Below are 12,716 nucleotides of genomic sequence, written 5' to 3' on the forward strand. Positions count from 1 at the left end.
GAAAAAACAACAGGGCAATGTACAAAATGTGCCTGTCGTTATCCATTTTCCGGCTTTGGCTTTTTCGGGTTTATCCTTTCAGGTTATGGCATTACACTTAATAAAATTTGCCGCTATCAGGAAGCCGCCATGATCGACCCTAAAAAAATTGAACAGCTCGCACGTCAGGTCCATGAATCCATGCCGAAAGGCATTCGCGAGTTTGGCGACGACGTCGAGAAAAGGATCCGTCAAACGCTTCAGTCACAGCTGACCCGTCTGGATCTGGTAAATCGTGAAGAGTTTGATGTGCAGACGCAGGTGCTGCTGCGCACGCGTGAGAAACTGGCGGCGCTGGAACAGCGTATTGCCGATCTTGAAAGCCGCGGCGCGGTGCCGCAAAGTGCAGCCCCCGTTGCCGGGGTGCTCAAAACGGAAGATTTATAAGCGAAAAAGGGCGCCATATGCGCCCTTTTTACTTATTATCCCCTCACTTTTGCGAACGGATGGTTTTGATGATGTTACTGGTTGAGATACCGTCTTCGAAATTCAGCACGCGCACGTCGCCGCCGTTGGCCCAAACCTCTTTACTGCCCGCAATCTCTTCCGGCTTGTAATCTCCGCCTTTCACCAGCAGATCCGGCAGCACGTCGGCAATCAGCCGCTGCGGCGTGTCTTCCTCGAAAGCGACCACCCAGTCGACCGCCTCCAGCGCGCCCAGCACAATCATACGGTTAACCAGTGGATTAACCGGACGGCTCTCGCCCTTGAGACGTTTGGTTGATGCATCGCTGTTGACCGCCACGATCAGCCGATCGCCCAGCTTACGCGCGTTAGCCAGATAGGAGACATGCCCGGCGTGCAGAATGTCGAAACAGCCGTTGGTCATTACCACCTTTTCGCCGCGCTGACGCGCCAGCGCCACCGCGTCTTTAAGCTGCTCTTCGTTCATCACGCCAAAGCCCGACTCAGGACGGGCGCGGATCGCATTTTCCAGTTCAACGGTGGAAACGGTAGAAGTACCCAGTTTGCCGACCACCACGCCCGCCGCCGCGTTAGCGAGGAAGCAGCTCTCTTCCAGCGTGTTGCCTGCCGCCAGCGCCGCCGCCAGCACACCAATCACCGTATCGCCTGCCCCGGTGACGTCATAAACTTCCTGCGCCTGGGTCGGCAGGTGGAACGGCGCCTTGCCCGGCTGGAGCAGCGTCATACCATTTTCTGAACGCGTCACCAGTAGCGCAGAGAGTTCGAACTGCTGCATCAGCGCCATACCGCGCGACACGATCTCTTCTTCACTGGCGCATTTGCCCGCGACGGCTTCAAATTCCGACAGATTCGGCGTCAGAATAGTGGCGCCGCGATAGCGCTCAAAGTCCGTGCCTTTCGGGTCGACCAGTACCGGCACCTTCGCGTCGCGCGCGATGCGGATAATCGTTTCGACGCTGGCCAGCGCGCCCTTGGCGTAATCAGAGAGCACCAGTGCGCCTGCATCAGACAGCGACTGACGAATACGCTGATGCAAAGGTTCAGGATCGATCCCCTCAAAGCCCTCTTCAAAATCAAGCCGGATAAGCTGCTGGTTGCGCGAAAGCACGCGCAGTTTGGTAATGGTCGGGTGGGTGGAAACGGCCACAAAATCACACTGTACGTTCACGCCGGTGAGCGTGCTGTTCAGCGCCCGGGCTGCATCGTCGGTGCCGGTCAGGCCCACCAGCCGGGAGGACGCGCCAAGCGACGCGATATTCATAGCCACGTTTGCTGCACCGCCGGGACGCTCTTCCACGCTATCCACTTTCACCACCGGAACCGGCGCTTCCGGCGAGATGCGGCTGGTTGGGCCGTACCAGTAGCGATCCAGCATCACGTCGCCAACTACCAGAACACCCGCACGCTTAAAATTGGGCAGCGTAATTTTCATTCCAGATACTCCAGGCCGAAGTCAAAAATAGTGCGCGCGATAATATCACAAGCTGATTATCCCGCCCATTTTAGCCATCATCTTTCAGGGCGCCGCCGCATGGATACACGGAACGCTACGCTTCGAACCAGCGTTGCCAGCTGGCGTTGACCGTCGCCTGCTCAGCGCTGAAGGTTTCCGGCGGCACATGCCCCGGCTGCTCCTGTAGCGCCAGGTGATGCAGCTCATCACGCAGCGTCACATAGGCTTTTGTCAGCGCGCGCGCTTCTTCATCGTCAATCAGTCCGTGGTTGGCCAGCAGTTCAAGCACGCGCACGTTATCCGACCAGCGGGTCAGTTCCGGCGCCTCAGCCGCATACCGCAGCACCAGATACTGCGTAATAAATTCAATGTCGGTAATGCCGCCGCGATCCGCTTTGATATCCCAGCGGCCTTTGTGCTTATTACCCAGATGCGCGCGCATTTTTTCACGCATTTCGCGCACCTCGGTTTTGAGTTTCTCTGGTTCGCGGGGCAGGCACAGGACACCACGTCGGATATCGTCAAAGCGCTGGCTCAACGCCGGTTCGCCGAACACGATGCGCGCACGCGACAGCGCCTGATGTTCCCACGTCCAGGCTTCCTGCCGCTGATACTCATCAAAGGCGGCAAACGTGCTGACCAGCATTCCCGCCGCCCCGGAAGGCCGCAGGCGCGCATCCACCTCATAGAGAATGCCCGATGACGTCCGGGTGCTGAACAGGTGCATCACCCGCTGCGCCAGCCGCAGGTAGAACTGTCGGCTATCGATGCTACGCTCGCCGGAGGTAACAGAATCGGCCGGGCAGTCATGCAGGAAAACAAGGTCAAGATCGGAACTGTAACCCAGTTCCCAACCGCCAAGTTTGCCATAGCCAATCACCGCAAACCCACGCGTCTGCGCGTTTTCAAGGTGCTGCGGACGACCAAAGCGCTGCACCATCATTTGCCAGGCCTGCTGCACGACCTGTTCAATTATCGCTTCCGCCAGCCAGGTAAGGTGATCGCTCACTTTCATCACCGGCAGCGTTCCGGCGATATCGGCAGCCGCAATACGCAACTGCTGCGCCTGCTTAAACTGCCGCAACGCCTCCAGTTGCTGCTCCTCATCCTCTTCGGGAATGCGCAACAGGTACTGGCGCAGCTCATCGCGATAGGCATCCGTGGCGGTTGGCTGATAAAGCGTGGCCGGATCGAGCAGTTCATCGAGCAGCAGCGGATAGCGTGCAAGCTGGCTGGCTACCATCGGCGACGCGGCACAGAGATGAACCAGATGCTTCAGCGCGGCAGGATATTCGGTAAGCAACTCCAGGTAGGTGGTACGCGTCAACACGCCCAGCAGAAGCGGGATCAGTCGCTCCAGCACGACGGCCGCGTCGTCGCGCGGGCACACCTCGCAAAGCAAACGCGGCATCAACTGATCCAGCGCCTGACGACCGCGCGGGCCGACGGTGCGTTTATCCACATCGCGATGAAAATCGTTTATCGCCCGCAGCAGACGCTGACGCGTCTGTGCGTCCAGGTGCGGGACTAAAGGCGTCAGTTCGGCCTCTTCCAGCCGATCCTGCCAGAGCGTACCAAACTCCTCCGCCTCTTTGTTGCTGCCCGCGTCGGGCGTATCATCGCCAATCAGTTCGTCGAAGATCGCCCGCACCGACTGCATATGCTGATTAAGCTGCTGATAAAGCGCGCTCCAGTCGGCAAACCCCATCGCCCACGCCAGTCGCGCGCGGTTAAGCTCATCGGCGGGCAGCGTCTGCGTTTGCTCATCGTTGAGGCTTTGCAACAAATTTTCCAGGCGACGCAGGAACAGCCATACCGTCTGCAACAGGGTCGCCTGCGCGGCAGGCAACAGATTAAGACTGGCAATAGCCCCCAGCGCCGCTGGCAGCGAACGAAGCTGAAGCGTTCTTTCACGACCGCCGCGGATCAGCTGAAAGACCTGCACGATAAATTCAATCTCACGAATGCCGCCCGCGCCAAGCTTGATGTTATCGGTCAGGCCGCGTCGTCGCACCTCGCGAGCGATCATGCTTTTCATGTTGCGCAGCGACTGGATCACGCTGAAGTCGATGTAGCGACGATAGACAAACGGTCGCAGCATCTGCTGAAGCTCCTGGCTCCAGCGGTCATTGCGATCGCCCATTACCCGCGCTTTTACCATCGCATAACGCTCCCAGTCGCGGCCCTGCTCCTGATAGTAATCTTCCAACGCAGCAAAGCTGAGCACCAGCGGTCCGCTGTCGCCAAAGGGCCGCAGGCGCATATCGACGCGGTAAACAAAGCCCTCCGCCGTGGGTTGATCCAGCACCTTAATCAGTCGCTGACCAAGGCGGGTAAAAAACTGCGCGTTGTCCAGTTCCCGTCTGCCGCCCCGGGTTGTGCCATTCTCTGGCCAGGTGAAAATCAGATCGATATCGGAAGAGAAGTTCAGTTCGCCGCCGCCCAGCTTGCCCATACCTAAAATCAGCAGCGGCTGCGGCTCACCCTGCGCATTCATCGGCGTGCCAAACTCGTGGCAGCAGGCGTGCCATAGCCAGTCGCGCGCGGCGACGATCAGCACTTCGGCCAGTTCGCTGAGCTGCTTCAGCGATGCCCCGGTTGTGCTGCTCGCCAGCGCCTGCATCCAGGCGATACGCGTCAGCATATGACGCCGGAACAGACGCAGCTCGCGCATCAGCGCGTTTTCATCCCCCACTTCGGCCAGCCTTTCCGCCAGCCAGCTTTCGTAGTGCTGCCATTCATCGGGCCGTGGCGGCTGCGCGTTCAGCCGCTGCCACCATTCGGGATGACGGGTGAGGTTCTCACGAATGAAATCGCTGAAGGCCAGCACGGCACGCTGCGGGCCGGTTGGCTCATCAGGTAGATCCAGCGTACGGCTGGCCGCCTCCGCCAGCAGCGGCGGCAGTTCCGGCGAAGGGGATGAAGACATAAATACTCCCTTTATGTATGGCGTTCGTCAGGCAGCGTGGTCAGAGGCTGCCATTTTTCCAGAAAGCAGGCGTTCTCAGTACGTCATGACCTGCGTTCTCAAGCCAGCTACGATCGTGGGTTTCAATCGCCAACGCAAGCCGCTCCCAGCCGCTAAGCCAACCGTAGACCGCCGATGGCTCATACGCTCCCGCCAGAAGCCGCACCGCCAGTAGCTGATGGTTCAGTCGCGGCAGCTTGTCCTGATACTCATTGATGTGACGAATTTTATCAAACGTGCTTTTGAGATCGGCGGCAATGCGGCCTAACATGATATCGCTGAAGCGCTTAAAAGAAGCCTGAAGTTTGACATCCGCTTCGGCGCTGACAAAGTCCCGCCATCCCTGCGTGGCTATCCAGTTGGTAAGTGCTAACTGGGCCAGTAGAGAATCTGCTGCAAAGCAGAGTGTTTCCGCATGCAGATCGTCTGCTTTCAGCGTCTCTTCCAGCACGGCCAGCCGCTGGCGTAGATCGCTGCTCGCCTTACGCGGCACCAGTGAACCGAAGAGTGTGAATGCCTGACGAAGCGTCTCCAGCGCCTGGCGTATTTCCTGTAACGCGTCGTGATTACCGCTCAGCCAGAGCTCCTCATGATATTGCCACTGTGCCAGACCCAGTGCGAACGCGCTCTGCATACCTTCTTCGATGGTCGCTTTTGGTTTCGCTTTTAATATCGGTAAGGGCCGCCGCTCGCGTGCAGGATTTCCCTGCGCCAGCGCGTAGCCGCGCGCGGCTTTACTCAGACTGCCCAGACGCAGTCCGCCCATACCGGCCAGTTCGGCGGCAAATGCCAGCAGTTCCTTTTGATGACCTGATTTCAGTTCAAGCTCGATTTCATTGATCGCTTCCGTTAGCTCACCGGAACGAACCTCACCGCGGTCAAACGCGACTTCAATCACGCTTTCACGGTAAGTAACCACCCACTTCTCACGCAGAAAATGGGTGCTGAACAGCGGTGTTAACTGTGCCTGAAGCGCGGAGAGATCCGTTCCGGCAGGCCAGACCGCCTGCGGAAGTTTTTCAATCGCCAGGTCGGGCTGCGTCAGCGGAATATTATATTCCTGCCGCTGATGCAGGCCGCCAACGCTCTGCCCTGCCGTTTTCAGTGTCATTTCATAGCTGTCGCCAAAGCCACGAATACGCAGGCCCATATCCCAGCGCCGCAGTTGCGCATCTTTGGTTTCGTAATAGATATTGGTCAGCTTTTCGGCAGCCGAGTGTTCGTGAGGCCACGCTGTGAGCTGAGTCGGCAATTCTGATGCCGCATCGGGGGTTGCAATGAACTTTATTTCAATCTCAATGGTCATATCTTCTTGATTTAATGATTACCGGTACGGTTTTTGGGTTTCTGGCGCGTTGTGGCGTTCTCTTTTTTGCTTTTTTCGGGGAAAACTACCGATAAAAGAGCGTCTGATGGGATGCACTACCCGCCATTCATAGCGTGAAGAGTAATGCAGAATTACCGTAGCTGTCTCGGCTTTCTTCCTCTTTTGCGCAACGGCCCGGCCAGAAATGAGAACAGGATAGTTCTCATTCAGCTTTGTGCGAGGCGGTTCCAGACTGTGCCATTACTTTTTTAACCAGGACTGATATAAAAAAGACATCGAATGAATAAAAGACACGTTATTGGCCTTACTTTACTTACGTTTAGCGTCGCTGCCTCCGTTCACGCTGAAGAAAAACGCTATATCTCCGATGAGCTCTCCACCTGGGTGCGCAGTGGCCCCAGCAATGATTATCGCCTGGTCGGCACGCTGAACGCCGGTGAAGAAGTGACGCTGCTGCAAACCAACAGCGCCACGAATTATGCGCAAATTCGTGACCAAACCGGACGAACCACCTGGATCCCGCTGGCGCAGCTCAGCGAGCAACCCAGCCTGCGTACGCGCGTGCCGGAACTGGAAAAGCAGGTTAAAGAACTGACCGACAAGCTGACGAATATTGACGGCAGCTGGAATCAGCGCACCGCAGAGATGCAGAAAAAAGTGGCAGGCAGCGACGGCGCAATTAATCAGTTAAAAGATGAAAACCAGAAGCTGAAAAACGAGTTGGTGGTCGCGCAGAAAAAAGTTAATGCTGCCAACGTGCAGCTTGATGACAAGCAGCGCGCGATTATCATGCAGTGGTTTATGTACGGCGGCGGCGTTGCTGGCGTCGGTCTGCTGCTGGGCCTGCTGCTGCCGCACATGATCCCCAGCAGGAAGAAGAAAGATCGCTGGATGAACTGAGTTTTTCAGTCTTTAGCAGGGCATCCGTTGATGCCCTTTTTGTCGTGGCGCGCCCAAGGATTTTCCTGGTAAATTTGGGGCCTGCCGCTAACATCGCGTATGCTGATTGAAATGACGGATTCAGGAGCTGTGTTAGTGAAGACTTACCTTGTCGGAGGGGCAGTACGTGACGCGCTGCTCGACCTGCCGGTCACAGATAAAGATTGGGTGGTGGTCGGGGCCTCGCCGCAGGAGATGCTGGATAAAGGCTATGCGCAGGTTGGTCGCGATTTCCCGGTGTTTCTCCACCCGAAAACGCATGAAGAGTATGCGCTGGCCAGAACGGAGCGCAAAAACGGCACCGGCTATACCGGCTTTAGCTGCTACGCTGCGCCAGACGTCACTCTCGAACAGGATTTGCAGCGCCGCGATCTGACCATCAATGCCATCGCGCAGGACGAAAGCGGCAGCTTTTATGATCCCTACCATGGCCGACAGGATATTACTCAGCGGCAGCTACGTCATGTTTCCAACGCCTTCAGCGAAGATCCGCTGCGCGTGCTGCGCGTGGCGCGTTTTGCTGCACGCTTTGCGCATCTCGATTTTACCATCGCGCCGGAAACGCTGACGTTAATGCAGTCGATGGCCGCCAGCGGTGAACTGAGCGCGCTGACGGCTGAGCGTGTGTGGAAGGAGACGGAAAAGGCATTGCAGACGCCCTCTCCCCAGGTCTATTTTCAGGTGCTGCGAGACTGTGGCGCGCTGGCCGTGCTGTTTCCCGAACTCGATAACCTCTATGGCGTTCCCGCACCTGCGAAGTGGCACCCGGAAATTGACACCGGCGTGCATACGTTGATGACGCTGGCGATTGTGGCGCAGCTCAGCGATGAGACCGACGTCCGCTTCGCCACGCTGTTTCATGACGTTGGCAAGGCGCTGACGCCGCGCGAGAAATGGCCGAGCCATCCCGGTCATGGCCCGGCTGGCGTACCGCTGGTAGAAAATCTCTGTCAACGGCTGCGCGTGCCCAACGCTGTTCGCGACCTGGCGCTACTGGTGACCGAATTTCATGACGTGGTACATACCATTGAGCGACAAACGCCAGAGGCGCTGGTGGCGCTGTTTGATCGCGTGGACGCCTGGCGCAAGCCGCAGCGCATTGAGCAGATCGCGCTGACCAGCGAAGCAGACGCGCGCGGGCGCACCGGCTTCGAAAATAATCCCTATCCGCAGGGCGACTATTTGCGCCAGGCCTTTGCTGTAGCACGCGCTGTCTCCACCAAAGCGGTGGTTGAGGCCGGTTTTAAGGGCAGCGAAGTGCGGGAAGAGTTAACGGGAAGACGTATTTCAGCGCTGAGCGAATGGAAAGAGCAGGCGTGAACGCGGGCCTGACGGCCCGCATCATCTTGCTTACATGAAGACCATATAAACTGCTGCCGCGACAATAAAGCGGTAGATGGCAAAAGGAACAAAGGAGATGTTCTGGATCAGGCGCAGGAATACTTTAATGGCAATCAGCGCCACCACAAAGGCGGTGAGAAAGCCCACAGCAAACATCGGCAAATCATCCATTTTCAGGAAGCCGATGCTTTTATAAAGATCGAGCACCGTGGCGCCCATCATCATCGGCACGGCCAGAATGAATGAGAACTCAGAAGCCGCGTAGCGACTCACGCCCATCAGCATCCCGCCAGAGATGGTTGCACCCGAACGGGAAAAACCAGGCCACAGCGCCAGACACTGGAAGCAGCCAATCACAAACGCCTGACGATAGGTCATATCGTCAATGCCCACCGCTTTTGGCTGTTTAGGTTTCAGGTACTCCGCCGCCAGCAGCAGGACACCGCCCACGACCAGCGCGTACATTACATTAATAGGGTTAAACAACGTTTTGATGGCATCGTGGAAAATCAGCCCTGTTACCACCGCCGGGATCATACCGAGCAGGATATGGATCAGGGAAAGATGACCTTTTCCCGTGCCTTCGTGCGGCACCTTACCAAAATGGATGCCGATCAAACCGAACAAACGGCGCCAGAACATCACCACAACGGCCAGTATCGAGCCTAACTGGATGACGACCTCAAACGTTTCAGCCGTATCGCCCTCAAACCCCAACAGATGACCGACAATGATCATATGCCCGGTGGAGGAGACGGGAAGAAACTCCGTCAGGCCCTCAACAATGCCAAGGATCGCCGCCACCCAAAGCTGATGAATATCTGCCATCAATTCTACCTCTATCCGTATCAAAAACATTAAAAAGGCGGTGGCTCAACGCTACCGCCAAATAGTGCTCGCGCAAAACAGCAAGCCTATGACAGACAATAATGTGGTTTGGTTTCATCGTGATGGCAATCACAATAGTTTTATTTCGGATTAGTCCCGCGCTCAATGATGACACCCACCTGCTTTGCCTGCGCCACCGCGCCGGGTTTGCACACTTTGATACGCACCCAGGGCGTAGGGAATCGATTTAGCAGCAGCGTCGCCACCTCTTCGGCCACCCGCTCCACCAGCGCGAATCTCCCGCCTGCCACATGCGCGATAATGGCTTCGGAAACGTCAGCGTAGCTCAGGCAGTCATTCACGTCGTCGCTGGCGGCAGCTTTACGGTTGTCCCAGGCCATTTCGACATCGAACACCAGCTTCTGCTGAATAGTTTGTTCCCACTCCCAAACGCCGATAGTCGTGATCACTGAAAGCTGCTCGATAAATACAATATCCATGATAACCGTCTCTGTTTTTAAGGCTGCCGGATACCACTTCCGGCGGTTTATGCGTATTATCCACGGATGAAGAGAATAAAACGACCCCTACAGGACGGAGTGGAGTTATGAGCGTATTCGCGCTTGCAATGATCGTTTTCGCCTATCTGTGCGGCTCTGTTTCCAGCGCAATTCTGGTTTGTCGGCTGTTCAGATTACCCGATCCCCGCCTTCACGGCTCCGGCAATCCCGGCACGACTAACGTGCTGCGCATTGGCGGCAAAATTCCGGCAGTTTCAGTACTGATTTTCGACGTACTGAAAGGGATGTTGCCGGTCTGGCTGGCATGGCATTACGGCGTTTCGCCTCTTTACCTCGGCCTGACCGCCATTGCGGCATGCCTGGGTCATATTTACCCGATCTTCTTCAACTTCAAAGGCGGCAAAGGCGTCGCCACCGCCTTTGGTGCCATCGCGCCCATTGGCTGGGATTTGACCGGTCTGATGACCGGCACCTGGCTGCTGACGGTATTGCTGAGCGGCTACTCGTCGCTGGGCGCCATTATCAGCGCGCTGATCGCGCCTTTTTACGTCTGGTGGTTTAAGCCGCAGTTTACCTTCCCCGTCGCCATGCTTTCTTGCCTGGTTTTACTGCGTCATCACGATAATATTCAGCGCCTGTGGCGCGGTCAGGAAAATAAGATCTGGAAGAGAAAGAAAGAAAAAACGAGTAATGAATAGTGACAGCATAAAAAATCGAAAAATTACGATAGCCGCTTGCTCATTAAATGATTAGATTCTTTTAAGTTTAATGAACCTGTCTTACGTCAGGTCTGAATCTGATTTTATAAGGACATAGCAATGAAAATCTTAAATCACGAGCAAATAGTTATGGTGAGCGGCGGCGGTATCATTGAAAATGTTTGCGGCGGCGTTGGCGGTATTATTGGCGGTGGGCTATATGGCATCGTGGGGGGTGTATTTGGCGGCATACAAATCGACCTGCCGATAATAGGTTCAATTAATATTAACGATCTCATGCCTGAACTTGGCAAAGACGTTGGTAGCACCATAGGCGGTAGTATTGGGGGCACAGTTGAAGGCGTAATTGGAAGCATTCCCATTATCGGCGGTATACTATCGAAAATATTAGGTAACTAATGTACCGCTACGGGTTTATTTCAGCCAGGGCAGGCTCCTATAAACCCGTATTGTCTATTTTAATGCAGGCAGTTCCGCTAATGGCCAGCGCGGACGAACGGTAATGCTCAGTTCGCCTCGCGTTCCACCTTTCAAACGCACCATGCCGGCACAGGCAATCATCGCGCCGTTATCGGTACAGAATTCAGGACGCGCATAAAACGCTTCGCCACCGCGTGCTTTCATCACTTCCGCCATTTTCTCCCGCAGCGTGCGATTGGCGCTGACGCCGCCCGCAATCACCAGACGTTGAAAGCCCGTTTGCTCCAGCGCACGCTTGCATTTGATGGCCAGCGTGTCAACGACCGCATCCTCAAAGGCGCGGGCGATGTCGGCGCGCGTTTGCTCATCGTCATTATTATTGCGAATGGTGTTTGCCGCGAAGGTTTTTAACCCGGAAAAACTGAAATCCAGCCCCGGTCGGTCGGTCATCGGGCGCGGGAAAATAAACCGCTTTTCAACGCCTTTCTGCGCCATTTTCGACAGTAACGGACCGCCCGGGTAATCCAGGCCCAGCAGCTTGGCGGTTTTGTCGAACGCTTCGCCAGCCGCGTCGTCGATGGATTCACCCAGCAGGCTGTACTCACCGATGCCGGTCACGCTGATAAGCTGGGTATGACCGCCGGAAACCAGCAGTGCCACAAAGGGAAAGTCGGGCGGCGTCTCTTCCAGCATCGGCGCCAGCAGGTGCCCTTCCATATGATGCACCGGAACCGCTGGAACATTCCAGGCGAAGGCCAGCGCCCGGCCAACCGTAGCGCCAACCAGTAGCGCGCCAACCAGTCCAGGCCCGGCGGTATACGCGACCGCGTCAATCTCTTTCGACGTCAGCCCCGCCTCTTTCAACGCGGCCTGAATCAGCGGCACGGTTTTCCGCACGTGGTCGCGCGATGCCAGCTCCGGCACCACGCCGCCGTAGTCGGCATGCAGCTTTACCTGACTGTAAAGCTGGTTGGCGAGAAGCCCGGCCGCATCATCGTAGATGGCGATCCCGGTTTCATCGCAGGATGTTTCGATTCCTAGCACTCGCATGACGTTTACCCTCATTCTGGCGGCGCGCAGTGTACCACGAAGAGCCCGTGGCGCGGCAATTTTCAGCATGCGTCGGGCCGTCGGGCCGATCAAAAAGGAAAAGTATTTCGCTTCCGTTCAGGTGAGCGTATATAATAAGCGCCCTGAAAATACCGGCAGCGGCACGGGCGCACTGTTGGTAAGTTAATGCTATGGTGCTTTACAACGCAGCCTGTGTTGGAGTAAGATTCCGCACCATTTTGAAATGAGCTGGCTTTAAGCCCAGCAGCAAACCGAATTTATCGAGGTGAGAGTTACATGCCGGTAATTAAAGTACGTGAAAACGAGCCATTCGACGTAGCACTGCGTCGTTTCAAGCGTTCATGCGAAAAAGCAGGCGTTCTGGCTGAAGTTCGTCGTCGTGAGTTTTACGAAAAACCAACGACCGAACGCAAGCGCGCTAAAGCGTCAGCAGTTAAACGCCACGCGAAGAAACTGGCTCGCGAAAACGCACGCCGCACTCGTCTGTATTAATAGTTGAGGGTTTGCCCTCACCTCTCACAGACAAGTAAGTAGTTATCAAGGCCGTGCTTTCCGAAAGGAATGCGCGGCTTGTTGCCGTTTATGGCCCTGAACTAACGTTAAGGCGGCAACAGAGCGAGTCTCCCTGAACTTACATCAGTAAGTGATGGGAGTGAGCGAAGAC

Annotated in this window: 12 protein-coding genes; 6 read left to right on the plus strand and 6 right to left on the minus strand. The window is 56.2% G+C overall.

The annotated features are described in order from the left end of the window. Nucleotides 1-129: 129 nt before the first annotated feature. Nucleotides 130-426, plus strand: a complete 297-nt coding sequence (locus tag FA91_RS15550) for an accessory factor UbiK family protein (protein ID WP_034917079.1) — start codon at nt 130-132, stop codon at nt 424-426. Between the two features lie 43 nt (nt 427-469). Here the strand turns inward: FA91_RS15550 and hldE are convergent, their stop codons facing one another. The 3 genes from hldE to FA91_RS15565 all read right to left on the minus strand — a co-directional run bounded on the left by hldE (nt 470) and on the right by FA91_RS15565 (nt 6,192). Next, nucleotides 470-1,897 (minus strand): bifunctional D-glycero-beta-D-manno-heptose-7-phosphate kinase/D-glycero-beta-D-manno-heptose 1-phosphate adenylyltransferase HldE, encoded by a 1,428-nt coding sequence (gene hldE, locus FA91_RS15555; RefSeq protein ID WP_034917082.1) that lies wholly within the window; start codon nt 1,895-1,897, stop codon nt 470-472. A gap of 115 nt (nt 1,898-2,012) precedes the next feature. Next, the gene (gene glnE, locus FA91_RS15560) at nt 2,013-4,847 is read right to left on the minus strand and encodes a bifunctional [glutamate--ammonia ligase]-adenylyl-L-tyrosine phosphorylase/[glutamate--ammonia-ligase] adenylyltransferase (protein WP_034917085.1); all 2,835 of its coding nucleotides are present in this window, start codon (nt 4,845-4,847) and stop codon (nt 2,013-2,015) included. 40 nt (nt 4,848-4,887) lie between these two features. Beyond that, complete coding sequence (locus tag FA91_RS15565; RefSeq protein ID WP_034917087.1) at nt 4,888-6,192, minus strand: inorganic triphosphatase; 1,305 nt, start codon at nt 6,190-6,192, stop codon at nt 4,888-4,890. A gap of 300 nt (nt 6,193-6,492) precedes the next feature. Between FA91_RS15565 and FA91_RS15570 the strand changes: the two genes are divergently transcribed. Both FA91_RS15570 and FA91_RS15575 read left to right on the plus strand, forming a co-directional pair. Continuing rightward, nucleotides 6,493-7,113 (plus strand): TIGR04211 family SH3 domain-containing protein, encoded by a 621-nt coding sequence (locus FA91_RS15570; protein WP_034917089.1) that lies wholly within the window; start codon nt 6,493-6,495, stop codon nt 7,111-7,113. Nucleotides 7,114-7,248: 135 nt separating this feature from the next. Continuing rightward, on the plus strand, nt 7,249-8,472 hold the full coding sequence (locus FA91_RS15575) for a multifunctional CCA addition/repair protein (protein WP_034917090.1): 1,224 nt from the start codon (nt 7,249-7,251) through the stop codon (nt 8,470-8,472). A 30-nt stretch (nt 8,473-8,502) separates the two neighbouring features. Here FA91_RS15575 and bacA read toward each other — a convergent pair whose 3' ends face one another. Next, nucleotides 8,503-9,321 (minus strand): undecaprenyl-diphosphate phosphatase, encoded by an 819-nt coding sequence (gene bacA, locus FA91_RS15580; RefSeq protein WP_034917092.1) that lies wholly within the window; start codon nt 9,319-9,321, stop codon nt 8,503-8,505. A gap of 140 nt (nt 9,322-9,461) precedes the next feature. Then, nucleotides 9,462-9,821, minus strand: coding sequence for a bifunctional dihydroneopterin aldolase/7,8-dihydroneopterin epimerase (gene folB / locus FA91_RS15585; RefSeq protein WP_034917094.1), 360 nt, complete (start codon nt 9,819-9,821; stop codon nt 9,462-9,464). 107 nt (nt 9,822-9,928) lie between these two features. Between folB and plsY the strand changes: the two genes are divergently transcribed. Both plsY and FA91_RS15595 read left to right on the plus strand, forming a co-directional pair. Then, nucleotides 9,929-10,540, plus strand: coding sequence for a glycerol-3-phosphate 1-O-acyltransferase PlsY (plsY, locus tag FA91_RS15590; RefSeq protein WP_034917096.1), 612 nt, complete (start codon nt 9,929-9,931; stop codon nt 10,538-10,540). Nucleotides 10,541-10,660: 120 nt separating this feature from the next. After that, nucleotides 10,661-10,960: a hypothetical protein gene (locus FA91_RS15595; RefSeq protein ID WP_034917098.1), complete on the plus strand. Its 300-nt coding sequence runs from the start codon at nt 10,661-10,663 to the stop codon at nt 10,958-10,960. Between the two features lie 54 nt (nt 10,961-11,014). Here FA91_RS15595 and tsaD read toward each other — a convergent pair whose 3' ends face one another. Continuing rightward, nucleotides 11,015-12,031 (minus strand): tRNA (adenosine(37)-N6)-threonylcarbamoyltransferase complex transferase subunit TsaD, encoded by a 1,017-nt coding sequence (tsaD, locus tag FA91_RS15600; protein WP_034917101.1) that lies wholly within the window; start codon nt 12,029-12,031, stop codon nt 11,015-11,017. A gap of 297 nt (nt 12,032-12,328) precedes the next feature. Here tsaD and rpsU point away from each other — a divergent pair, with 297 nt between their 5' ends. Next, nucleotides 12,329-12,544 (plus strand): 30S ribosomal protein S21, encoded by a 216-nt coding sequence (gene rpsU / locus FA91_RS15610; protein WP_001144069.1) that lies wholly within the window; start codon nt 12,329-12,331, stop codon nt 12,542-12,544. Nucleotides 12,545-12,716 lie beyond the last annotated feature (172 nt).

Origin of the sequence: Erwinia sp. 9145, from assembly GCF_000745075.1 — a bacterium.
GTDB classification, from domain to species: domain Bacteria; phylum Pseudomonadota; class Gammaproteobacteria; order Enterobacterales; family Enterobacteriaceae; genus Erwinia; species Erwinia oleae.